We start from the raw sequence: 23,646 nt of genomic DNA, 5'->3' as shown, positions 1-23,646 counted from the left end.
GTGTTGGATGAGTGGTTGCGGCCGGTGCCGGTGGGTGTGGTGGGGGAGTTGTATGTGTCGGGTGTGCAGTTGGCACGCGGATACATGAACCGGCCCGCGGCGACGTCGGTGGCGTTCATAGCGAACCCCTTCGGAGCGAAAGGGGCGCGCATGTATCGCACCGGCGACTTGGCACGCTGGACCACCGATCGCACCCTCGAATACCTTGGGCGCACCGATTTCCAGGTGAAGGTTCGTGGTCAGCGCATTGAACTCGGTGAGATCGAGACCGTCCTCGCCACACACCCGGGAGTAGCGCACGCGGTTGTCGCGTTGCACACCGACGAGCGCGGAATAGACCGACTCGTCGGTTATCTTGTCGGCGACGAGAAGATGGATCCGAGTACCGTCCTGGCCACGGCACGGTTGCGATTGCCTGCGCACATGGTGCCCGACGTGGTGATGCAACTCGCCGAACTCCCGCTCACCACGACCGGCAAGCTCGATCGCCGGTCGCTTCCCGCGCCGGATATCTCGGACGGCGGGGAGTGGATCGCACCGCGCACCGATGCCGAGCGGTCCGTCGCGGAAGTGTTCGGGAACGTCTTGGGCGTCGAGAGAATCGGGGCAACCGACAGCTTCTTCGACCTCGGTGGCAACTCGCTGTCGGCAACCAGGGTGACTGCCCAGTTGAGCAGGGCACTCGGATTGCGCATCGGTGTCCGGGACCTGTTCGAAGCATCGACCGTTGCCGAGCTCGCCACGCGTCTGGCCGATTTCGACCGGAATGTTCGGGCGCCACTGGTCGCCCGTGACCGTCCCGCACTGGTGCCGCTTTCACCTGCGCAGCAGCGGATGTGGTTCCTCAATCAATTCGACACTTCGGTCGGCGCGTACAACATCCCGCTCGTGGTTCGGCTCAAGGGCGAGCTGGACCTCGATGCGCTGCGCCGCGCGTGCGAGCTGGTCATCGGCCGGCACGAGTCGCTGCGCACTAAGTTCCCGATGACCGGCGGGATGCCGCATCAGGTCTCGGTAACCGTCGAGGAGGTCATGCCGGCACTGATTCCGGTCCGGGTCGAGGAAGACCAACTGATGGAGCGCGCGGCCGCCGCGGTCGCGGTGAGCTTCGATGTGACGCAGGCTCCACCGGTGCGGATCGAGTTGTTCTCGCTCGACGCACGGGATCATGTTCTGGTGATCGCCGTGCATCACATCTGTGCCGACGGGCAATCGATGATGCCGCTCGCGCGGGATGTGGCAGCGGCATATCAGGCCAGTAGGCAGGGGGCAGCGCCGATATGGCCGGTGCTTCCGGTGCAGTACGCGGACTACTCGTTGTGGCAGCGCGAGATACTGGGCAACGAGAACGATCCCGACTCGGTGATGTCCAGACAGTTGCGATTCTGGATGGACACCCTCGGCGGGCTGCCCGAGTTGCTCGAATTGCCGGCCGACCTGCCCCGCCCGGCAGTCGCCTCCATGCGCGGTCGCGCTGTCGACTTCGAGATTCCCGCTCGAGTGCGGGCGCGGATCGACACGGTCGCGCGTGCCGCGAACGCGACGACCTTCATGGTTCTGCACGCTGCGTTGAGCATCCTGCTGTCGAGGATGGCGGGCGTCGACGACATCGCGATAGGCACACCGGTGGCCGGACGTGGCGAGCGTGAACTCGACGATCTGGTCGGCATGTTCGTCAATACGGTCGTGTTGCGGTCTCGAGTGGCGTCCCAGCAGCGGTTCGCCGAACTGCTCGACGCGACGCGCGAGGCCGATCTGGCGGCGTTCGCGCACGCGGATGTGCCGTTCGAGCAGGTCGTAGAGGCGCTGAACCCGCCACGGTCCACCGCCCACCTTCCGATCTACCAGGTGACGCTCGATGTCCAGAACCTGAGCAAGGCCGCGTTGCGGCTGCCGGGGCTCATTGTCGAGCCGGTGGAGAACGGCTTCGAGCAGGCGCAGGCGGATCTTGCTGTGAAGCTGGTGGAGCAGTTCGATGAGCAGGGTCGTTCGGCCGGCATGCTGGGTCGGCTGACGTTTGCCACCGATCTTTTCGTCGAGGAGTCGATGAGCCGGTTCGCGCAGGCGTTCGTGCGGATCCTGGAGGCGGTGACCGCGAATCCGGGGATAGCTGTCGGCGACATCGACCTCGTGGATGCAGTGCAGCGGCGCGAATTGCTGACCGCGGCCGGGGATCACGGCGTCGCGGTCGCGGACGCGACGCTCGCGGAACTGTTCACTGCCCGGGCTGCCGCACAGCCCGACGCGGTCGCGGTGACGGACGGCCGGTCCCACCTGACCTACGCGGAGTTGGATCGCCGCGCAGCTGTGGTGGCCGCTCGGTTGACCGAGCAGGGTGTCCGGCCGGAATCGCTGGTGGCTGTGGCGTTGTCGCGGTCGAGCGAACTGATCGTGGGTCTGCTCGCAGTGGTGCGCGCGGGGGCAGGATATCTGCCGGTGGATGTGGCGTATCCGACGGAGCGATTGCGGTTCATACTCGACGACGCAGGTCCGGCCGCCGTGTTGACGTCGGCCGATATCGCGTCGGCGCTGCCGGAGTGTGCGGCGCCGGTGCTGCTGGTCGAGGATTGCGTGGACGTCGGCGTAGACGGTTCCGGCCCGGCGGGGTCGGGGGTGCGTCCGGACAACATCGCCTACGTGATCTATACCTCGGGTTCGACGGGCCGCCCCAAGGGGGTGGCGGTCAGCCATCGGGAAGTGGTCACGCTGTTCAGCAATGCGGCCGAGCGATTCGACTTCGGCCCCGACGATGTGTGGACGATGTTCCATTCGTATGCCTTCGATTTCGCGGTGTGGGAAATGTGGGGAGCATTGCTGTCGGGTGGCAGGCTGGTCGTCGTCGACTTCGACACATCCCGGTCGCCGGAGGCGTTCGTGGACGTGGTCGCACGGGAGCAGGTGACGGTGTTGAGCCAGACCCCGTCGGCGTTCTACGGGTTTGTCGATGCGGAGCGCGAATATCGGCAATCCGGTGCTGCCGCTGGCGCTCTCGCGTTGCGGTATGTCGTCTTCGGCGGCGAGGCATTGGATGCGTCGCGCTTGACCGGCTGGTTCGCGGCGCACGAGCCGGGATCACCGCGATTGGTGAACATGTACGGCATTACCGAGACGACCGTGCATGTGACGTTCTCCGAGATCGATGCGGTAGGCGTGGCCGGCATCGGTTCGCCGTTGCCGGGATTGCGGGTGTATGTGCTCGATGATCGACTGCACCCGGTGCCGATCGGCGCCGCCGGGGAGATCTATGTGGCCGGCGACCAACTCTCGCGCGGCTACCTCGCGGCTCCGGCCTTGACCGCGGGCCGATTCGTAGCGAATCCGTTCGATCCGGATGGCGGTCGGTTGTATCGGTCGGGAGACCTCGGCCGGTGGCGGGCGTCGGCGAACGGGCTGGGGTTGGTGTACGTCGGTCGCGCCGACGCGCAGGTGCAACTGCGCGGCTTCCGGATCGAGATGGGCGAGGTGGAGGGCGCGCTGTTGCGGCATCCGCGCGTGACCCAGGCCGCGGTGGCAGTGCACCGCCACGATCGTGGCGTGGACCAGCTGATCGGCTACGTCGTTGCCGTCGACGGGCAGCAGATCGATCCCGGTGAAATCCGGGAAGTCGCCGCTGAGATGTTGACGAGCTACATGGTGCCGTCGGCGATCATGGTATTACCCGAGCTGCCGCTGACGGTGAACGGCAAGCTCGATCGGAAGGCATTGCCCGCGCCCGATTTCGACGTATCCGTGCACGAGTTCGTCGCCCCGCGAACGCATACCGAGAAGATGATCAGCGATGTCTACCAGCAGGTCCTGGGCGTCGAGCGGGTCGGAGCATCGGACGGATTCTTCGACCTGGGCGGCAATTCACTGCTGGCCACGATGGTGGTGACCGAGCTGCGCGCTCGCGGTGTGACGATCGCGTTGCCGTGGATGTTCGACGATGCGACGCCGAAGGCGCTGGCCGCACGGGCCGACGACGCAGAAGGTAGTTCTGGTCTGCAGGTGCTGCTTCCGCTGCGCGCGAGCGGTGCCAAGCCGGCGGTATTCGGGGTACATCCCGCGGGCGGATTGGCGTGGTTCTACGGCGGCGTGGTCGAACATCTGCACAAGGATCGGCCGATGTACGGCTTGCAGGATCCTCATGTCGTCGCAGACGAACCACGCGCGGAGTCCGTGGACGAACTGGCCGAACGCTACGTGGCCGAGATTCGCCGAGTACAGCCGACCGGACCGTATCACCTGCTCGGATGGTCGTTGGGTGGTGAGATCGCACATGCCATGGCGGTTCGGCTCCAGCGCGACGGTGATTCGGTCGGAATGCTGGCCATGTTGGACAGTGGTGTCGGCTCCCCAGAGGAGTCGATGCGCACCACCGCGGACGATCCCGCGCCGGGAGAGCTGATGGCCGACCTGCTCGGGGGCTGGCGAGAGCTGTTCGAACTCGGGGACGAGGTGACAGTGGACACCCACGAGCAAGCGTGGGCCGTCATTCGTGAGCAGGTGACTCGAACCGGAATATTCACTCCCGAACAGGCCGACCGGGTGATGGAGAGCTTCGAGACCGCCGGCGACATCGCTCACGACTACCAGCCGGGAGTCTTCGATGGAGACGTGGTGTTCTTCACCGCAGGAAAAGATCGTGCGGATCACGACGCCATCGCTCAGACATGGCGGCCGTATGTCACCGGCGATATCCACAACACGGTCGTCGATGCGAATCACCTCGAGTTGGCGCACACGTTCGCGCTGGCGATTATCGGTCCGATCCTCGAGAGGTATATGGACTGATGTCGAAATAGTCCGTTGCGATCATTGACGGCTGTATCTGTGCTGGTCGCGGGCAGTTCTGCGGAGGACTGCCTGCGACCGCGCCGCGGCCTATCCGGCTGCCCGCTCACGATCCGGTCGATCACGGTAGTAGGGCTCCCGGTCCGAGATTGTGCCTTCCGAGATCTGGCCTGCGAGGTCGACGTCTCGCGAAAAACAGCATCGACGAGTCGGGTTGTCGTCGACCGCAATGGAATTGACTACCAGGAGGTCACAGCGCACATCATGTTCAGCGCTCCAGCGGCACTTCGTTATGTACTAGATGTGCCAATAGACGCCGGATTGCGCCGATTGTGCACGAGATGGGCTCACTACCATCACTTTTGGAACAGCGGCGGCGGTAACGGCCAGGTAGGTGTTGGCGAGCATGGCCAGAGTGATGTGGCGGTACCAGGCGTCGTAGCGGCGGACCTGGTATTGGTCGAGTCCTACCTCGGCCTTCGCGGTCTCGAGGCAGTCTTCGATCGACCGGTGGGAGCCGGCGGCCCGGATCAGTTCCTCGTCCTGGGTCCCGGTGGGCGCGCGGCAGAGGTAGTAGACGACTTCCAGTTCGCCTGTGTTATTCGGCGTGAGCGCGCGCCGTGCCAGCAACCATCGGCTCCACTGGACGGCAGTGGTCCCTGGGGAGTTCGGCAGCGATGCCATCGCCCAGTCGAAAACGCGCGGCCTTGTCGTTCCGGAGCCGCATTCGAGCCGTTTCCATGCTTGCGCAGGCGCTTGCGCGACCAGGTGATCCGCCCGAATGCGACGTGCGGTGATCGGCATGATCTGGCTGCGTGGCACCGCGACGACATACCCAATGCGCCGCTGTTCGAGCCAGGACCGGAACTGGTACTCGCCGCCGTAGGTTTCGTCAGCGGTCACCCATCGCGCGGGCACCCCGGCGTCCAGTGCCCGTGCCAGCATGTGCTCGGCCAGCGTCGCTTCGGTAGCGAAGGCGACCTCGTCCGGCACCGCGGCCCTGCGGCAGCGCTGCCGATCCTCGGTCCACGACTTCGGCAAATACAACTCTCGATCAATCAGCGTGCGCCCCTTGCTGCTGGTGTACGCGCAGAACACGCCGAGTTGACAGTTCTCGACCCGCCCGGCGGTACTGGAGTATCGACGTTGCACCCCAGCGGATTTCACGCCCTTCTTCGGGAATCCGGTCGAACCGACAACCAGAACACCATCACGATCGCCGAGATGCTCGACCGCGTAGGCACGCAGATCGTCACGCACCCCATCGGCGTCCCACGCAGCCTTGTTCAACAAGCGCTGCATCCCGTCCGGCGTAGAGTCTCCAGCCGCTTCCGCCAAGGTCCAACCGTTCTTCCCGGCCAACGGCGCCAGCAATCCCCGCACATACGCCCGCGCCCGCAACCGCGGCTCCGCCCGATAGAACCGGCCGTTCACCCGACCGAACAAATCATCCAACCCAGCCACCCACGCGGCCAGATCATCATCCATCGACACAGCGAAACAACTTACCGCCCAACATAACGAAGTGCGGCTGGAGCAATCGACGTGACTTGTCTTCCGAGTGCTGCACATGCGGCATCGGCGCGGATTGCCTGTGCCCGTGCGCCTTCGGGGCGAACTGGTTCATCTCCGACGCCTGGGCGCAACTGGGCAGTCGGTGGCGGGGCCGCATGTGTGATCTTCCGGTCCGCTGGATCGCGGTTGTTCGTTCGGCTCGGTCGACAGCTCGGACCGTGGAGTGTGCGTTCGCGGAAGGGTTTTGCATCAGTGCCGATGCGTGCCGTCCTTCGTGTGGTCGGCCGGTGAGCTGAGTGTTTCCTGGGTGGTGTCGGGCTTCATGTGCTCGGGTTCGATCGAGACGAAGGATCCTGCCGCCGCTACTCGACAGCGGGGACTAGTGCATCAACCGGGCGGCGGATCCCAAGCGTCTGTATATTTTCCGGAGAATTATACTATTTATTGCGTACCTGCTGGTACCGCTGTAGCGTCCGTGCTCGAACGTCGCTGAAGGTCCCCTGATTCGTGGAGTTTGTATGCTAGAAATCGACCACTTCAGCTACGGCTGGCTAACGCCCGCCATCGCCTACATCATGTCGGTCGTCGGTTCACTGCTCGGGCTTCGCTGCGCCGCCCGAGCGGAATCAGGAGGCCGCGGTTGGCTCGTCGCCGCAGCAGTCGCCATCGGTGGCACCGGCATCTGGGTCATGCATTTCATCGCCATGCTCGGCTTCTCCATCCGCGGTGCATCTATCCGCTATGACGTGCCGGTCACGCTGCTCAGCGCGGTTCTCGCGATGGTGGTGGTGTGGGTCGGGCTGTATGTCGCAAACGAGACGTCGTGGCGCCCACTTGCCCTCCCCGCCGGTGGCGCGATCACGGGACTCGGAGTGGCTGGGATGCACTACGCGGGTATGTACGCAATGAATTCGGACGCCGTTATCGAGTACGACATTCGGGTTGTGGCACTGTCGGTCGTGATCGCGGTGGCCGCGGCGACCGCGGCGCTGTGGTTCGTTCTGCACGTGCGGGGCGTCATCGTCACCGTCTGCGCGGCATTGGTGATGGGGGTGGCGGTATGCGGGATGCACTACACCGGCATGTTCGCGATGCACGCGCAGGCGCACACGCACACGCACACTCCCACGGGAGCAGGCGCTACAGAGGTGTTGACCCCGCTCATGGTCAGCGTCAGCATGATCACCATGCTGCTGCTCTTGCACCTCGGCATCACCGATGTCGATGAGCGGCCCGTCGCCCCCGCCCGCGATCCGGAATCGGTCCCGTACTGGCCGACTCGGAATTGAGCTACGCCCGCCGGGATCTGGCGCTGGGTACGCCACACGGTGTCACGGTGACCCGTCGTCGGTGACGTGTTCACCTCTGGTGACTCGTCGGCCTCCGGTAGAGCGGCTCGCGACATGGAACTGTCGGGTCCCGCCCTGCCGGTTCGCCGAGGAGTGTCGAAGATTGTCGCCGGGGCGCCTCACGACAACGTCGCTACAGTGCGCTCTCGAGCGCGGTCAGACCGCTGTCGCACTGCGGGACTCGGGCTCCAGGGCGGATGTCGAACCACGCCGCGCGGTCGGTTGTGACTGGCGCGGGGAGCGGTTTCGGGGGGCGATCGGGCGTTCGGTTCCGTTCGTCGTTCGCGGCGGCGGTCGCTCACGAATCGCGACGGCGCGTTGTGCAGTCGATGTTCACGAATTCGGGCATCACCGTCGGTTTATAGTGGAATTACGGGTGCGGGGCGAGGGGAGCGTGCCGATGTCTGACATGTCGAAAGTTGAGCTGTACGCGGCGATCCGTCGCGATCTTCACGCAGGCCTGTCCAAGCGGGCCATCGAACGAAAATACGGCGTCGGGTGGCGCACGGTGGCGAGGGCGACCGAGTCCGTGTGGCCCGAGCCGCGCAAAGGGTATCCGCCGAGACCGCAGAAACTGGATCCCTACAAGCCGTTCATCGACGACGTCCTGCGAGCTGACCTGGATGTGCCTCGTGGGCAGCGGCACACGGCGACTCGGATCTATCAGCGCTTGCTCCAGGAGCGCGGCATGATGGACGTGTCGTATCAGCGAGTCAGCGCCTACGTGCGCGAACGCAGACCGCAGCTGCGAATCGAACAGATACCTGCCCATCGTCGTGCCGAACGACTCATCAAAGCTGCCGGGTTTCCTCGCCATAAGACGTTGCGCGACTTCGATTTCGATGCCAACCGCAATATCGACCCTGCCGTGATCCGCACCCTCGCCGCATGCGACTGGGTCAAGGACGGGCTGCCGCTCTGTTTGATCGGCGACTCCGGCACCGGGAAATCTCATCTGCTCATCGGCCTGGGCATCGAAGCGGCGAAAGCTGGATATCGTGTCAGATACTCACTTGCTGCCGTACTGGCGAACAAGCTGATCGAAGCCGTCGATGGAAAGCGGCTCACCAGGACCATTGCGCGTTATGACAGTGTGGACCTACTCTGCATCGACGAACTGGGCTACACGGAACTGGATAGACGCGGCGCCGAATTGCTGTTCCAGGTACTGACCGAACGTGAGGAGAGGAAGTCTGTCGCGATCGCCTCGAATCGCGGCTTCTCCGGCTGGTCCAAAATCTTTGCCGACGCTCGGCTTCGCGCTGCCGTCATCGACCGACTGACGTTCGGCGGCACCATCATCGAGACTGGCACTCGAAGCTATCGACTAGCCCACATCAAGGACGCAGCATCCACCGAAAGACCCCGCTGAACTGGCCGATCCTGGTCTCGTCGTCAAGGCTGCCGTCGACCCCGCCGCGCCACATCACTCGATGAATTGAACGAAAACTGGAGCGAAAGCGCTGTCGGAATTGGCGAGAAATGCCGTCGTAGTTCATGAGAAATTGCCGTCAAGATTCACGGAAAAATGCCGTTGGAATTTGCGTAAAAGGGGCCGATATCCACGTCCGATCTGGTCGTAGTCGTGGCATCGATCCGAGGATTCCATTGCGCTCAGGCTTTCCTGCGATGTATGTTGGCAAATAGGTCGGAGATCGAATTCTGTGAGGGGGAAATGAAGTAATTTGAATTATGGGCGAGTCGCCGATGTAGATTGGCGACGACCCGCCGCTCGAAACTCCGTCACCGGCAACGGCGAGTTGTCATTACCGGCCGCCGGCAGCGTCATCGGCAAACTGCGCATGGCAGCGGCATCCGCGGTGAATGGCGTGGCCGTGCAGGCCGACACTGCCGGAAACACCTCGGAATGACTACGTCCGCGTGCCTCCCGTCGAGCCGCACCGGCGAACGGCCGGCTGCCTCAGCAGACGTATGAGCCGGGACCTCATCGGACAACCACCGTCACGCTCGGCGACGCACACGGCCGCCCGGCCTCGGTTGGTCATGCCGCTCACCACATCAAGAAGGAAGACAGCATCATGCCTATCTCTCCCAGCCAGGGATCGACCGCAGGCGGGACCACCGTCACGATCACCGGCACGAACCTCGGCGGTGCCACGGCCGTGCGTTTCGGCGCCAAACTGGCGACCATTGTAGACAATACGCCTACCTCGGTCACGGTGACCTCTCCCTCCGGAACAGGCACAGTCGGTGTGACCGTGACGACCGCAGGCGGGACCAGCAACCCGCAGTCGTTCTTCTATGTCGGCCCACCGTTCAAAGCCACCCTGTCACCGGTATCGGGTGTCACCGCAGGCGGAAACACGGTCACCATCACTGGAACCGGCCTTTCGACTGCGACCGCGGTCGCATTCGGCGGCAACTCTGCGACCCCGACCGTAGTCAGTGACAGCGTACTGACCGTCGCCGTGCCGGCGGGCGCGGCGGAGGGGTCGGTGAGCGTGAGCATCACGACCGCGGGCGGCACCAGCAACGGCCTGTCCTACACCTACGTCGGCGCGCCCACCTTCGGCACTCCGACCCCTGTCGCAGGTCCGACTTCCGGTGGCACCGGGGTCACGATTCCCGGTTCCGGCCTGACGACTACCCAGTCGGTGATGTTCGACGGCGTTGCGGCGCCGTTCACCGTCAACTCCGACACGGAGGTCGTGGCCGTCACACCGCCGGGAACCGCTGGTGCCGTTGACGTCGTGGTCACCACGACAGGGGGAAGTGCTACCGCGGCGGACGCCTTCACCTACGTCGCTGGACCTGGCATCTGACCGGGCTGCCGCACCGTACCGGCCCTGGGCAGGTGCTCGTTCCCGCCCAGGGCCGGTATCCCACAAACTCACGATCTGTGCCCGACGGTCGGACCGGGCTCGGACCCACTTTCGAAGGAACGTATTCGTGAACCGTCACCCGCAATCGTCGACGCCTTCCGTCGGGCAGCTGCAGGTCCTGGTAGTCCCGACCATCACTTCCGTGTCGCCGGCAGCGGGGCCGCCTTCGGGCAACAACAGTGTCACGCTGACCGGTACCGGATTCGTCAACGTCCTCACGGTGCGGTTCGGGACAGCGGCAACCACTTTCACGGTCGACTCGACCACGCAGATCACGGCCATTGTCCCGCCCGGGACGGGCACGGTGCAGGTCACCGTCGTTACCACGGGCGGGACAAGTAACGGGGTTTCCTACACCTATGTCGGGGTTCCGACGTTGACCGGTGTGAGCCCGTCGCAGGGGCCTACGTCGGGTGGGACGAGTGTCACGCTGACCGGCACCAGCCTGACCGGTGCCACGGCGGTGAATTTCGGTGCCACGGCGGCGACTTCGTTTACGGTGAATTCGGCTACGCAGATCACCGCGGTCGCTCCGGCCGGAACGGGCTCCGTACAGGTGAAAGTGGTTGGTCCGGGTGGCACGAGCAATGGGGTTTTCTACACGTATGTCGCGGTTCCTGTTCTGATTTCGGTCAGTCCCAATCAAGGGCCCGCCTCGGGGAACAACAGTGTCACGCTGACCGGGACCGGGTTCACCGGCGCGACCGCGGTGCGGTTCGGAACTGTCTCGACGTCATTCACCGCGGACTCCGCCACCCAGATCACGGCGATTGCGCCCGCCGGGACATTAGCGGTGCAAGTAACAGTCACCACGGTGGGTGGTACCAGTAACGGGGTCTCGTACACCTATGTCGCGGTTCCGGTCTTGACGTCGGTAAGTCCGACTTCAGGTCCGGCAGTGGGAGGCAACACGGTCACCCTCACCGGAACGGGCCTGATCGGAACGACTACGGTCACCTTCGGTGCCACGGGCGCAAGCTCCTTCACGGTTGTCTCGGATACCCATGTCACGGCGGTTGCCCCGGGTGGGACGGGGTCAGTGCAGGTCACTATGACCACGGCCGGTGGCGTCAGCAACAGCGTCCCCTACAGCTATATCGCGGTTCCGGTCTTGACGTCGCTGAGTCCGACTGCAGGTCCGGTGGCCGGGGGCACCACGGTCACCCTCACAGGTGTGGGTCTCGCGGCGACGACAGCGGTGTCGTTCGGCAGCGCTGCTGCGACCTCGTTCACGGTCGCCTCGGATACCCATGTCACGGCAGTTGCGCCGGGTGGGTCGGGGTCAGTGCAGGTGACTGTGACCACGGCCGGTGGAACCAGCAACGGTGTTCCGTACACCTATGTCGCGGTTCCTTCCTCGAGTGGTGTGAGTCCTGATCGAGGCCCCACCGCCGGTGGGACGAGTGTCATGCTGACCGGCACCAACCTGACCGGTGCTACAGCGGTGTCTTTCGGTACCACGGCGGCGACCTCGTTCACGGTGGATTCGGGTACGCAGATCACGGCTGTCGCGCCAGCCGGCACGTGCACGGTGCGGATCACCGTTACCACGGCGGGTGGCACCAGCAACGGTGTTCCGTACATCTACGTCCCGGTCCCTGCCCTGATCGTCGTCGGTCCGATTTCAGGTCCTGCGGTCGGGGGCAATACGGTCACCCTCGCCGGCGCCGATCTCACCGGTGTCACTGCGGTGACCTTCGGTGCCATTGTGACAACCTCTTTCACGGTCGTCTCCGACACTCAGATAGCGGTGGTCGCACCTGCTGGGGCCGGTCAGAGGCCGGTCACTGCCACCTCCAGTGGTGGCATCAGTAATGGCCTGTTCTACACCTTCATCAACGCACCCACTCTGGGAACGCCCACCCCCGTCGTCGGCCCGACCTCCGGCGGCACATCGGTTACGGTCCCCGGTACCGATCTGACGACCACCCAGTCGGTCGCGTTCGATGGGGTGGCGGCGCCGTTCGCCGTCATCTCCGACACGGTGGTTGTCGCGGTCACCCCGCCGGGAACCAGCGGTGCCGTTGACGTCGTGGTCCGCACTACCGGGGGAAGTGCCACCGCGGCGAGTGCGTTCGCCTACGTCGCCGGACCCGACATATGAGCGGGGCGAGGGCGCCCGCCCGCCGAATAATGCACCCGTGCAACGGGCGACCACTACTGCCTGGCCGAGGCGTCGGTTCGGCGGCACTCACCACTACCGACCCGACCTACCCTCCGCCCCGCGCTGAGGCTGAGATTGCGGCCCGCCATCCAAGGAGCCTCTCGTGACCATCACGTCCCTCTCCCTGGCATCGGGTCCGATGGCCGGGGGCACCTCGGTCGTTCTTATCGGCACCGGCTTCGTCGGGACCACGGCGGTGCGGTTCGGCGCCACCCCGGCAACGTCTTTTACCGTCGACTCCGCCACATCGATCACAGCTGTGGCTCCTGCGGGGATCGCCGGGGCCGTCGACATCACCGTCGTCTCCCCAAGGGGCACAAGCATTCTGGGCAGCTCTTACTTTTTCCGCGAGGCGCCGGTGCTGACCGCTGTCAGCCCTGACTCGGGTCCACTGTCGGGCGGGAACACTGTCATTGTGACCGGCGCGCATCTCCTGGAGGCCACCTCGCTGCGTTTCGGGACAACCGCCGCCGGCGGGTTCACCGTGGTTTCGGATGCCCGAATCACTGCCACAGCCCCGACCGGAACAGTCGGAACGGCTGGTATCACCGTCACCACCGCTGGTGGGACAAGTGCTGGTTATCCGTACACCTACCAGGCGGCGCCGATCATTACGAGCCTTGATCCGGCTGAGGGAACCACCTCCACTGGAAACGCCATCACCGTCACCGGAGCCAACTTGGTGTCGACGCGCGCAGTGCTGTTCGGCACGGCACCCGCATCGTTCACCGTCACTTCCGACAGCAAGATCATTGCTTACGCTCCACCCGGAGTTGCCGGACCGGTCGATGTCACTGCCAGCACACCAGGCGGGACCAGCGCCCCGGGCATCTATACCCGAGTTCTCCGGCCTGCCATCTGATTCAGGATGCGACATGAACCCGCGGTCGAAACCACCCGATGCGTCAGCCGCTATTCCGATGACTTTTCCCGATGTGCGGACACCGTCGAAATTCCGGTCATGATCGAAAGGAAGCTCTCGATATCGATCGCCTGGACGCCGACATGCGCGATCGGCGGAGAAGCTCTCGATGCCACGAGAGTGGGAGACAGAGGAGGGGTCGGACGACACGGCTGGCACCGATTGTGAAATCTGCCGTGCGGTATGCCATCGCTATTCCCGACGCGCTGATCCGGGATGTAACACACAATTCAACAGGATCCCGTAATGACCAAGATCAAGAATCTGAACCCGGTTCCGATGGCCGACATCGGTGGCTCGGATCTGTTCATCCCCTTCCGCTTGCCGAGCGGTGACATCGGGTTCGTCGCCGGTGACACCTTCTCCGGCACCGAGCCCGCGGTGGGTGGGCCGAACTGGCGCTCGCCCATGCTGCTGCGAAGCAACACCCATGACATGAGCCGCCCAATCGAGTTCCAGTCGGTCGCGCGAGGCGCGCGGCAATTGTGGGATTATGTCCACGACAACCCGGAGTTCTCTACGGTTTTGCCCTGTGACGCGATAAGCATCGGTAGCAGGATCTATCTGTGGGTCATGGTCACCCAGGGGCTGGGGAACGAAAGATGGTGTGAGATCCACTATTCCGATGACACTGGGGAGAGTTGGACCGATACCAACGTCCGGTGGTCGACCAGCATGTTCGGTGGCAAGCGCACCATGATTTCCTGGGATCGCGGTGGCGACGGCTACGTGTACATCATCTCCACCGGAGGACTTGCGCGCAACAAGAACATGCTTCTGTGGCGGGTACGAGAGAATCATGCCGACCTCACCAATCCGGCCGCCTGGCAGGGGTGGGGCTGGAATGGGCAGAACTGGGGCTGGGGCCGAGATCCGGGTGGTGACCCACGGTTGGGCATCCTGGCAGACGGGACCAGGCTGGGTGAGATCGGTCTTCGCCGGATACAGGGCAACTGGGTGATGTCCGGTTTCGACGCGGGTGCCTATGGCGCCTTCGTCAAGGTGGCGGGGAACATCACCGACAACTGGCGGACGGCGAGAACCTACCGGCCGGTGAAAGGTTCGCCGTGGGTCCTCGGCGGACCGGATATCGTGCCCCGCCTGTACGGCTGTTATATCCACCCGGACAGCAGGTTCGACGGCGCGTTCGGGATGATCGTGAGCGAGTGGGCGGAATCCGGTAATCCCTATCGTGCAATGCAATTTCGAATCTTCGGCATCCAGGCCGCGGTCCGGATCGCCTAGTGGCCGAGGGTCTACCTCGAGTCGAGCGCCGCGAAACATTGCTCGGGGAGACGCTGTGACCTGCGGCGAATGGTTGGAATCTCCTCGGGTCGGGTCCATCCTGCCCTGTCGTCATGGGACGAATTTGTGGTGATCGGCTAGCGTGGTGGGGCACTGTGTTTCGCGGGGGGAGGAGATCCATGCCACCGAATCCGAATATCCTGCGTCTGTCGGCGCTGATAGGGGAGCCGTTCGCGGACACCTTCGCCCGAGTTCGTGAATACAATCGGGCGAATCCGACCGAGACGTTCGATCAGACCGCGCGTCGGCTTGTGTCCTACGCCGAGCGGGTCGTGCGGAACGCCGACTGACCGGGCCGTGGGCGCAGCGGCACGGGTGCGGCGGTTCGCGAAGCATTTCGACAACCGGTTGAGCGACGCCGAAGAAGTGATGGACGACGCCGCTTGGGCTCGGGATCTTCTCCAGATGGAAGCGGTCCAACAACTGATCTGGACAGTTCCGAAGTCGTTCGCCGTCGACGAGTTCGACAGGTGCGACCGCGAAGTGCATCGTGTCGATGAGGTCGGCGTCCAGGAATTGACGTACGGTGGCGACCCCGCCGCCGATCCGCACGTCCTTTCCGTCGACCTCAATGCCGCGATCGAGGTGATCGGCGATCGCTGGACGCTGCTTGTGCTGTGAGACGTGATGTTCGGCGACCGCCGCCACTTCCGCCAGCTGCAGTCACAGTCCGACGAGGGCATTGCGTCCAACATCCTGGCCGACCGGTTGCGCACCGTGACCGAGGCAGGACTTGCTCACCCGCGAAAAGGTCGGGCGCGGTCGGCGTGCTGTCTACAGTCTTACCGAGCCTGCCATCCAGCTCCTTCCGGTCCTGGTACATCTCACAAGCTGGGGATTGCGGCATCGCCCACCACCCCGGAACTTCGCGTGCGCGCCGAACTGCTCGAGGCCGGCGGCCGTGAACTCTGGGAGGAGTTCATGGCGGAGCTGCGTGAACGACACCTCGGCATTCACCGCCCGGCGACCGGCAAACCCACCGCGACCGAGCGTCTGACCGCTGCCTATGAAGCCGCGGTCGCGGAGCAACACACCTGAACCAACGGATCTTTCCGGAGATGCCATGATGACCGCGACTGAGCTATGCGCAGTTCGGAGGTTCCATCGCTGTCGGCGGGTCGATGTCGGCCTTCCGTCAATCGTGCAGTTTCGCAGGCTACGCGATCGCGACGCCGGGTGTCGCCGCCGCAGGGAGGGTGACGCTGCACGACTTCGATGTTCACCCCACGGGCTTCCAGCGTGATCGACATGCGAGGCCTGTGCGGTGAAAGGCAATACGGAAGAGTAATTAGATGACAGATCGATAATCGACAGGCTCGACAAAGACAGCCGATATCGTTGTCCCCCATACCATTGACAAATCTCCCGGACCCCACTTATGTTGGCCGCTTCGGCACAAGTGTTGATCATCACTGTTCGGGCGGCAAGGGGCCATGAATGTCGTCATCTGGTCTGACGCGCAGATCTCTTCTCCACGCGATGGGAATCGGCGCAACCGCACTGACCGCCGCGGCCTGCACCGGGTTCGCCACCAGCGGAAGCGGTGGCATGATCTTCCTGTCCACGCAGTTCCGGCCCGCCGCCGAGGCCGAGCGCTTTCGTCATCTCCTCGCCGGGACCGCCCCTGGCGTCAGCTACGTGACCATCGAGGACAGCCCGTTCGCGAGCCAGGTGCGCAGCCAGGTCGGCGCGGGCTCGACGCAGATCGGCCTGCTCGGTGGCCTGCACGGCGACCTGGCGCCGTTGGCCGGAGGCTACCTCGACGACCTCTCCGGACTACTCGGCGACCTCGGCAACCGTGGTTGGTCCGCGGACTATCTGCGACTGGCGAAGGTCGGCACCGACCGCACGTGGTACATCCCGTGGGCCGCGGCCAGCTACGTCCTCGCGGCGCACGTCGATGCGCTCGAGCACCTGCCTTCCGGTGCCGACGCCACCTCGCTCACCTACGACCAGTTTCTCGATTGGGCCATCGCCGCTCGCCGTGCCAATGGCAACCGCCCGGTACTCGGCCTGCCCGCGGGCCCGAAGGGGCTGCTGCACCGCTTCATACAGGGGTACTTGCTGCCGTCGTTCACCGGCGGTCAGATCACCACGTTTCGCTCGAACGAGGCCGTGACAGCATGGCAGTACTTCCGGGAGTTGTGGGCCAATTGCGCGCCGTCGAGCACGACCTACGATTTCATGCAAGAGCCGCTCGACAGTGGTGAGGTGCGCGTGGCCTGGGATCACGTCGTGCGGCTGGTGCACGCGCCCGAACGCGACCCCCAGAACTGGCACATGCTGCCCGCGCCGCGCGGCGGGCACGGGCTCGGCTACATGGCTGTACTCGCGGGTCTCGCAATACCTCAGGGCAGCACCGATCCCGAACTAGCGCAGCGCACAATCGACGCGTTCACGCGCCCCGACACGCAGACTGCCCTACTGCGCTCCAATGGATTCTTCCCTGTCGTTCATACGACGATCCCGGACGACCTTCCGCCTGCCGTCGGACTCGAGGCCGACGCCGTGCGACGACAGCAGCAAGCACCGGACGCCATCCTCTCGCTGCCGCCGGTAGGCCTCGGCCAACGCGAGGGCGAGGTGAGCAAGGTGTTCCAGGACAGCTTCCGCTCGATCGTGCTCGGCGGAGCCGACATTCGATCCACTGTGGACCAGCAGGCACGGGTGCTGCAGGGCATTCTCGATGATCTGAAGGTGCCGTGCTGGGCGCCCGACCCGGCCGCGGCGATGTGCAGGGTGGAGTAGACATGGCGTCGAGACTGCGTTCCCCCTGGATTCTCCTGCTGCCCTCCATCGTGTTGATGACGGCGCTGTTCGGCTGGCCGCTCGTTCAGGGTGTGTTCACGGCGTTTCGCGACGGTCAAGGCTTCACGATCGCCAATTGGCAGCGCTTGTTCGACGATCCCTATTTCTTCGCCTCGCTGCGGAACACGTTGTTGTTGATCGTCATCGTGGTGCCGATCCAGCTCGTGCTCGCGATCGCCATGGCCTTACTCTTGCAGGCGCGGCCGAAATTCGCAGGCGGCCACTTCTACCTGTGGTGTCTCCCGCTGGCGATCTCCGAACTTGCTGCGGGTCTAGTGTGGCTGTCGATTTTCGGCAACCGTGGCTACCTGAACTCGCTGCTGGTCTCGCTGGGTCTTTCGCACGACGGGGTGCAGTGGCTCAACTATCAGAACACCGGCACGATGCTGCTCGCCGTGGTGCTCGCCGAAATCTGGCGGGCCACCGCGCTCGTGTTCGTGATCGTGGTCGCGGGCGTGCAGATGATTCCGCGCGACTACGACGAGGCCGCGCAGGTATTCGGGGCGAAGTTCTGGCAGCGGCTGCGGCATGTGACGCTGCCGATGCTCGGTCCCAGCCTGCAAGTGGCGCTGATTCTGCGCACGATCCTCGCGCTACAGGCATTCGCCGTCGCGCAGGCGCTCACCGGGCGGGACTTCCCGCTACTTGTCGGCGAGACCTACCAGTGGTACTCGAATCTGCAGAATCCGGGAGTTGCCAGTGCCGTCTCGCTGGTGGTGCTCGCGATCTCGCTCGGCACCGCGGTGTTCTACCTGCGGACGGTCCGGCAGCCGAAGGGGGCGCGATGAGCGATCGGGTCTTGCCGCCGATCGACCGGGCCCCGCTTCGCCGGCGCCGCTGGCGGTCCGCGGGGACACAGGTAGCCTGTGTCGCGGTGACACTGTTCATGGCGCTGCCGATGGTCCTGATCGGCCTCGCCGCCGTGTCATCGCGCGCCGCGCTCAACGAGTTCCCGAAACCGTTGATCCTCACGGAGTTCTCCGCCGAGACACTGTCCGCGTTCTTCCGAGCCACCGGGACATTCCTGGCGTTCGCCAACTCCTTGCTCGTCGGCGTCTACACCATGTTCTGGTCGCTCGTCGTCGGCGCACCGGCGGGATACGCGCTGGCGCGCTATGTGTTCCGCGGCAAGGACACCTATCAGGTGTTCATTCTGCTGATCCGGGCGTTACCTATCGTGGTGCTGTCGGTACCGCTGGCGACAATGTTCCTGCGAATCGACGTCTATGACACGGTGCTCGCCGTGACGCTCGTGCACACTACGCTCGCACTGCCGACCACGGTCCTCATCACAGCCAGCATTTTCGTCGCGGTGCCGGTGGACGTCGAGGAGGCCGCGCAGGTATTCGGCTGCACCCGCTGGCAGGCCGCGCGCAAGATCGTTGTGCCGATGGCGCTTCCGGGGCTCACGGCGTCGTCGATCTTCACGTTCGTCTTGTCGTGGAACGAGACCCTCGGGGCGACGATCGTGACGCTCGGTCACCGCACCCTCCCGGCGCAGGTGCTCACGTCGCTCTCCGAGGCGTCCGCACCGTACCGCTTCGCTGGTGGCTTCGCACTGATCATCCCAGCGCTCGTGTTCATCTTCGTGATGCGACGCTACCTCGTGAACATGTGGGGGACAACGCTCAGATGACAGGGGTTTGCAATGGCTGACGTGGTTCTGCGCGATGTGGCGAAGACCTACCCCGGGGGCACGGCACGCGCAACAGACGAAGTGTCGCTCGATATCGCCGACGGCGAATTCATGGTGCTGCTCGGTCCGTCCGGCTGCGGAAAGACGACCCTGTTGCGCATGATCGCCGGCCTCGAAACCCCGGATTCCGGACAGATCGTGATCGGTGGCAAGGATGTGACCTACCTCGAACCGAGGCGGCGCAACCTATCGATGGTGTTCCAGTCCTACGCCGTATTCCCACACAAGAAGGTCGCCGACAACATCGGGTTCGGTCTGCGGATGCGTGGTGTGCCGGCAGCAGACATTCGGCGCAAGATCGATTGGGCGGCGGAACTGCTGCAACTGACGCCGTATCTCGACCGGTACCCGGCGAAGCTGTCCGGCGGGCAACGCCAGCGTGTCGCCGTGGCACGCGCGATCGTGATGGACGCCGACGTTCTGTTGATGGACGAGCCACTGTCCAATTTGGACGCGCTGCTGCGACTGTCGTTCCGCGCCGATCTGAAGAAACTGGTGGGTGAACTCGGCACCACGACGATCTACGTCACCCACGACCAAGTGGAGGCGCTTTCGTTGGGTGACCGCGTCGCAGTGCTGCGCGACGGAAAGATCGTACAGTGCGGTTCGCCGACCGACGTCTACGACAGTCCCGCAACGGAATTCGTCGGTAGCTTCCTCGGCGGCCCGCCGATGAACTTCCTCACCGGAACGGTCGAGGTGACCGACGCCGCGCCGCGCATCGACCTCGGCGGGCAGTCGCTCGCTATGCCCTCGCACCTGTCATCGTTCGACGGCAAGAAGCTCAAACTCGGCATCCGCCCCGAAGCCATCGAGGTAGTCGGCGAACAAAGTACCGGAGCCGATTCGGTGCGCAGCGAGCTGCAAGTACTCGAACCGCTCGGTTCGGCGACGCTGCTGACCATCGATGTCAGCGGCCAGACGGTGAAGGTTCAGGCGCCGTCCAGCTTTCGAGCCGCGCAGGGAGACAAGCTCAACCTTCGCCTGCCACCAGAAGCGTGCCGCTGGTACGACCCGGAGACCGGGTTGCTGTTGGGGACCAACGGAGGCGTCGACCGGCTACTACGCTCTTCCGGCAGCGCGGAGTAGCCCGCATCGCTACCCACTCCGCGGCTCCGCGCAATCCGACACCCAGGTAGCAGTAGCAACCTATCCGGATACAGTACTGTCTTCGCGGACGATCACTACCCAGCCGGCGATCAAGAGCCGCTATGGGACTATGTAGTGCGTCACCACCTGGACATCGGGAATGCTGCCCCCGCGTACCTGGTATAACCGCTCGAGTGCCCCGTCGGTCGCAGTCCGACTCAGGCCGATGTCTTCCAGGGCGAGGCGCAAGTGATCTGGATCGACGGCACCAAGGCTTTTCATCACGTCCGCATCGAAGGGCTTGTTTCTATACATATGGATGAAGTCACTGGAGAAGTCGCTCAACTTCTCGGGGAATGTCGATCCGTGGTCGGTGGCGAGGAGACGGCCGTTGAGGCAGGTTCGATAATTCCCGGTATGACGGTCGGTGTTGCCGATTATGTAGTCCAGTACAGCCATCTGCTGTTGCTGAAGCTCCTCGTAATGCCATGGCGCTCGCGCTTCGATGGACGGGACGAACTGTTGAAGGGACCCGCGCCCTCGGGGACCCTCGATCATGGCTGTCGGCGGCACCAGCCCGAAGCCGAGTATCTCGTCCACCCGGAAGGCGGCGACCTCCCGCTTCGCATATTCACCATGGACGTTCGGTATGCCGAATCGGCCAGGCCGCTCACCGGAGATCGGCTTGTAGATGTTCAGCCTGCCATCCGTGGAACGCAGCCGGTATACAGCGTTGTTCGATGACAAACTCTCCCATATTTCGGGCTCCACCAGACGCTGCTCCTTCATGGCTCGCTCGGCGGCGCTGAGCTGGTACTTGATCAGGGCAGGCTGGTCGCTCGGCTGATTCTGTGTTCGCAGGCCATCGGCTTGCAGCGGATCACTGGCGGCGCGGATGCTGTTCGCGCTCCCGTCGTCGGTGGCGCTGTGTCGCCCGGCTCCGTCAGCGACTTCTCTACTCGTCGGTTTCAGCGGATGCGCTCGGACCCACTGCTGAGTGAGTCGGCACAGGCTGTCGACTACTTCCTTGGACAGCCGCTGAAGCGGGTTGCTCATTGGACTTCATTCTCATGACAGCACCGATACCGTTCGAGCAGTCTCCATGCAGGCAGCACCTCGGTCGAAGTGATTTGACTCTGCCATGAATTCCAGCCAGCGGGGCATGGGGGATGTGCCTACGATTTATACGCATGATCGCGCGATTAATACGCATGATGCGGGTCAAGTGGGAGGCCGAGGTCCGCTGGCTCAACGAACCTCAGACGATCCACCGGATAAATCACGTCGGCATTGTGGTCGAGGAGTTCGCGGTGGCTATCGCGTTCTTCGTCGAACTGGGTCTGGAACTGGAGGGCGAAGCAACGGTATCGGGCTAACCGAGGAACGCCACTGAACGACAATCCTCGCCGCAAGGCACCCGGTCACGCGCCGACAGTGACTCGAATGCCTTGAAGATCAACTGGCAGAGACGATGTCGGCCTTTCATCATGCGCGGCGGCCCGCGCCTGGTCGTCGAGCCACGACAGATGGCCGCCGTCCTCGAGCAGGTCGGGGCATGTGGGGTCCAGATCTTCGAAAAGTCGCGGTAGCCGAGTTACCGCAGAGAAGTCCCTAGTTATCTGCGGTAGCGCCGGTGTCGACCTGGGCGAATGAGGCGGTCAGGAGGTGCCCACTCCGCGAATTATCTTCGGTAACACGCGGTGCATGCCGCCGCCTGGTGATAGCGGAAAACGCTTTAGCGAGACTTTTCTCGATTCTGGTCCCACTGGGCCGCGACGCGTCCGGACGAGCGCGGAAGGGCCGCGCGGGTCGGGGCACCCGAGACCGATCGTGAGGCGTTGCGGCGGCGGGTGCGGGCGGCGGCGCTGGCGGCTGAGAACGAGGCGGAGTTCGTGCGCGAGTTGAAGTCCGAGGGCATGGTTTTGCGTCCGCGGTATGCCAAGGGCAGTACCGACGAGGTTGTCGGGTACGCGATCCGGATGCCCGCGCAGCGCAACGTGCAGACCGGCGCGTGGGAGAAGGCGGTCTGGTACGGCGGTGGGCGCTGTGGTGTTCCGTTGGTCGATCGGCCAACGGAACACCTCTACGCCCAGCGACGTCGTTCGTACTTTGGCCGGGTAAGGGCAGTGCATTGCTGCGCCGCCCTCCACTCAGGTCACGACGGGATGGCTTCGTGTTGGACACCGCCGCAGGAGAAGGACACCGCCGCAGGAGAAGAAGGGCCTCCGCGACATGCTCGCCACCTGCCTGAAGGCGGCGCGCTAGCCGTACGAGCGGCTCACGAAACCGTCAGGTCGAACCCGCACCGTCCCGTACGGCCAGCCGTCCACCAGGTGCACCGGAATGTCGGCCTCCACGTCGGGATCGGCCGTGAGTACGCACCACTCCTCGCGACTGATCTCCGGGAACCCCCGAAGCCGCTCTAACTCCTCCTCCGCGAACACCCGCGTCGCCACGAACCCCAACCTCCAGCACACCGACCAACCTCATCGGCAGCCAAGCCAACCACCAACCATCCAGACCCGCAGCCCGAACCGGCACACTATCGCCTACCAGCCGAAATGCCGAACTTCGGTGGATTTTCGGCGATTACTACCGGAACCCCTACCAGTCACTACCCCCGTATAGCGGGCAGCGTACTCAGCCAGAAGTAGCCCAGCGTCGAATGACGATGCCCGCCGATTGTGTTCGTCCTTGAAATCGCTGATCGCCACGCGGGCCTCGAGCAGGCTTGTCCAGAACGTACCGGCGACCGCGAAGCTCACCCCACCCCGTAAACGGAGCCTCAGTCGCCATGCTTGTTCAGTGCGGTGAAGACAGCAACCACAGCCGCGCCGACAGCGGTGCAGCCGCCGAGCAGCGCTGCAGAGCTCAGACCGGCAGTGGACACCACATCGACACCGCCCAGATACCGGAAATATCGCCGAGGCTCGCCTCACCGGACCCACCAGCGGGGTGCTGGTCATCCGACCGAATCCGTCGACACTGACCCGTCCATTCGGGCCCCATATCTCGATCCACGGCTGAAAACAGCAGCGCAACCGACACTCCGGTGCCGCCGGCCGCGCACAGATAACCAAGAGCGCGGGGACTGTAAGAACAACGGTGTAACTCTGAACGGAGATGCACCACGATGACTGATGTGGTTGATCGCGAGACCGGTTCGGCCGGTGATGGTTTCA

General features: G+C 64.1%; 17 protein-coding genes and 1 pseudogene. 14 read left to right on the top strand and 4 right to left on the bottom strand.

Annotated features, from left to right (window positions below):
* The first annotated feature begins 150 nt into the window (after nt 1–150).
* Entirely contained in the window at nt 151–4,773 is a 4,623-nt protein-coding gene (locus AB0B25_RS30075; RefSeq protein ID WP_357186615.1) for an amino acid adenylation domain-containing protein, read from the top strand.
* 297 nt (nt 4,774–5,070) lie between these two features.
* On the opposite strand, the gene AB0B25_RS30070 is transcribed toward AB0B25_RS30075, so the two are convergent.
* A complete protein-coding gene (locus AB0B25_RS30070; protein WP_357186612.1) occupies nt 5,071–6,261 on the bottom strand; it encodes an IS701 family transposase in 1,191 nt (396 codons plus the stop codon).
* Nucleotides 6,262–6,806: 545 nt separating this feature from the next.
* On the opposite strand from AB0B25_RS30070, the gene AB0B25_RS30065 reads away from it, so the two are divergent.
* From AB0B25_RS30065 to AB0B25_RS30035, 7 genes are all read left to right on the top strand, one after another.
* Nucleotides 6,807–7,577 (top strand): MHYT domain-containing protein, encoded by a 771-nt coding sequence (locus AB0B25_RS30065; protein ID WP_357186609.1) that lies wholly within the window; start codon nt 6,807–6,809, stop codon nt 7,575–7,577.
* A gap of 730 nt (nt 7,578–8,307) precedes the next feature.
* Nucleotides 8,308–9,009 carry an IS21-like element helper ATPase IstB gene (gene istB, locus AB0B25_RS30060; RefSeq protein ID WP_357186607.1) on the top strand — a complete coding sequence of 234 codons (702 nt, stop codon included), beginning with the start codon at nt 8,308–8,310 and terminating at the stop codon, nt 9,007–9,009.
* Between the two features lie 667 nt (nt 9,010–9,676).
* Nucleotides 9,677–10,420 (top strand): IPT/TIG domain-containing protein, encoded by a 744-nt coding sequence (locus AB0B25_RS30055; RefSeq protein WP_357186604.1) that lies wholly within the window; start codon nt 9,677–9,679, stop codon nt 10,418–10,420.
* Nucleotides 10,335–12,584 (top strand): IPT/TIG domain-containing protein, encoded by a 2,250-nt coding sequence (locus AB0B25_RS30050; protein WP_357186601.1) that lies wholly within the window; start codon nt 10,335–10,337, stop codon nt 12,582–12,584. Before AB0B25_RS30055 ends, AB0B25_RS30050 begins: the two co-directional genes overlap by 86 nt.
* 163 nt (nt 12,585–12,747) lie before the next feature.
* The gene (locus tag AB0B25_RS30045; protein WP_357186598.1) at nt 12,748–13,506 is read left to right on the top strand and encodes an IPT/TIG domain-containing protein; all 759 of its coding nucleotides are present in this window, start codon (nt 12,748–12,750) and stop codon (nt 13,504–13,506) included.
* Between the two features lie 306 nt (nt 13,507–13,812).
* Nucleotides 13,813–14,811, top strand: coding sequence for a DUF4185 domain-containing protein (locus AB0B25_RS30040; protein WP_357186595.1), 999 nt, complete (start codon nt 13,813–13,815; stop codon nt 14,809–14,811).
* Between the two features lie 179 nt (nt 14,812–14,990).
* Nucleotides 14,991–15,161: a hypothetical protein gene (locus AB0B25_RS30035; RefSeq protein ID WP_357186617.1), complete on the top strand. Its 171-nt coding sequence runs from the start codon at nt 14,991–14,993 to the stop codon at nt 15,159–15,161.
* Between the two features lie 70 nt (nt 15,162–15,231).
* Here the strand turns inward: AB0B25_RS30035 and AB0B25_RS30030 are convergent.
* Nucleotides 15,232–15,432 (bottom strand): annotated as a pseudogene (locus AB0B25_RS30030) (deaminase); the annotation flags it as partial.
* Between the two features lie 309 nt (nt 15,433–15,741).
* Here AB0B25_RS30030 and AB0B25_RS30025 point away from each other — a divergent pair.
* The 5 genes from AB0B25_RS30025 (at nt 15,742) to AB0B25_RS30005 (ending at nt 20,464) form a co-directional block, all read left to right on the top strand.
* Nucleotides 15,742–15,909 (top strand): hypothetical protein, encoded by a 168-nt coding sequence (locus tag AB0B25_RS30025; RefSeq protein WP_357186592.1) that lies wholly within the window; start codon nt 15,742–15,744, stop codon nt 15,907–15,909.
* 441 nt (nt 15,910–16,350) lie between these two features.
* Nucleotides 16,351–17,619 (top strand): extracellular solute-binding protein, encoded by a 1,269-nt coding sequence (locus AB0B25_RS30020; RefSeq protein ID WP_357186591.1) that lies wholly within the window; start codon nt 16,351–16,353, stop codon nt 17,617–17,619.
* A 2-nt stretch (nt 17,620–17,621) separates the two neighbouring features.
* Nucleotides 17,622–18,467 (top strand): sugar ABC transporter permease, encoded by an 846-nt coding sequence (locus AB0B25_RS30015; RefSeq protein WP_357186588.1) that lies wholly within the window; start codon nt 17,622–17,624, stop codon nt 18,465–18,467.
* Entirely contained in the window at nt 18,464–19,315 is an 852-nt protein-coding gene (locus AB0B25_RS30010; RefSeq protein WP_357186585.1) for a carbohydrate ABC transporter permease, read from the top strand. Before AB0B25_RS30015 ends, AB0B25_RS30010 begins: the two co-directional genes overlap by 4 nt.
* Before the next feature lie 12 nt (nt 19,316–19,327).
* Nucleotides 19,328–20,464: an ABC transporter ATP-binding protein gene (locus AB0B25_RS30005; RefSeq protein WP_357186582.1), complete on the top strand. Its 1,137-nt coding sequence runs from the start codon at nt 19,328–19,330 to the stop codon at nt 20,462–20,464.
* A gap of 120 nt (nt 20,465–20,584) precedes the next feature.
* Here AB0B25_RS30005 and AB0B25_RS30000 read toward each other — a convergent pair whose 3' ends face one another.
* The gene (locus AB0B25_RS30000) at nt 20,585–21,520 is read right to left on the bottom strand and encodes a hypothetical protein (RefSeq protein WP_357186580.1); all 936 of its coding nucleotides are present in this window, start codon (nt 21,518–21,520) and stop codon (nt 20,585–20,587) included.
* A 134-nt stretch (nt 21,521–21,654) separates the two neighbouring features.
* On the opposite strand from AB0B25_RS30000, the gene AB0B25_RS29995 reads away from it, so the two are divergent.
* Nucleotides 21,655–21,840: a hypothetical protein gene (locus tag AB0B25_RS29995; protein WP_357186577.1), complete on the top strand. Its 186-nt coding sequence runs from the start codon at nt 21,655–21,657 to the stop codon at nt 21,838–21,840.
* Between the two features lie 885 nt (nt 21,841–22,725).
* On the opposite strand, the gene AB0B25_RS29990 is transcribed toward AB0B25_RS29995, so the two are convergent.
* Nucleotides 22,726–22,920 carry a hypothetical protein gene (locus AB0B25_RS29990; RefSeq protein ID WP_357186574.1) on the bottom strand — a complete coding sequence of 65 codons (195 nt, stop codon included), beginning with the start codon at nt 22,918–22,920 and terminating at the stop codon, nt 22,726–22,728.
* Between the last annotated feature and the right edge of the window lie 726 nt (nt 22,921–23,646).

This window comes from Nocardia sp. NPDC049190 (assembly GCF_040648115.1).
Classification (GTDB): Bacteria; Actinomycetota; Actinomycetes; order Mycobacteriales; family Mycobacteriaceae; genus Nocardia.
This window is presented reverse-complemented; position numbering and strand designations above follow the sequence as displayed.

Coding starts and splice junctions, on each gene's coding strand:
- AB0B25_RS30075 (WP_357186615.1), top strand. CDS start 151: ATGTATCGCACCGGCGACTTGGCACGCTGGACCACCGATCGCACCCTC.
- AB0B25_RS30070 (WP_357186612.1), bottom strand. CDS start 6,261: ATGGATGATGATCTGGCCGCGTGGGTGGCTGGGTTGGATGATTTGTTC.
- AB0B25_RS30065 (WP_357186609.1), top strand. CDS start 6,807: ATGCTAGAAATCGACCACTTCAGCTACGGCTGGCTAACGCCCGCCATC.
- AB0B25_RS30055 (WP_357186604.1), top strand. CDS start 9,677: ATGCCTATCTCTCCCAGCCAGGGATCGACCGCAGGCGGGACCACCGTC.
- AB0B25_RS30040 (WP_357186595.1), top strand. CDS start 13,813: ATGACCAAGATCAAGAATCTGAACCCGGTTCCGATGGCCGACATCGGT.
- AB0B25_RS30035 (WP_357186617.1), top strand. CDS start 14,991: ATGCCACCGAATCCGAATATCCTGCGTCTGTCGGCGCTGATAGGGGAG.
- AB0B25_RS30020 (WP_357186591.1), top strand. CDS start 16,351: ATGGGAATCGGCGCAACCGCACTGACCGCCGCGGCCTGCACCGGGTTC.
- AB0B25_RS30015 (WP_357186588.1), top strand. CDS start 17,622: ATGGCGTCGAGACTGCGTTCCCCCTGGATTCTCCTGCTGCCCTCCATC.
- AB0B25_RS30010 (WP_357186585.1), top strand. CDS start 18,464: ATGAGCGATCGGGTCTTGCCGCCGATCGACCGGGCCCCGCTTCGCCGG.
- AB0B25_RS30005 (WP_357186582.1), top strand. CDS start 19,328: ATGGCTGACGTGGTTCTGCGCGATGTGGCGAAGACCTACCCCGGGGGC.
- AB0B25_RS30000 (WP_357186580.1), bottom strand. CDS start 21,520: ATGAGCAACCCGCTTCAGCGGCTGTCCAAGGAAGTAGTCGACAGCCTG.
- AB0B25_RS29995 (WP_357186577.1), top strand. CDS start 21,655: ATGATCGCGCGATTAATACGCATGATGCGGGTCAAGTGGGAGGCCGAG.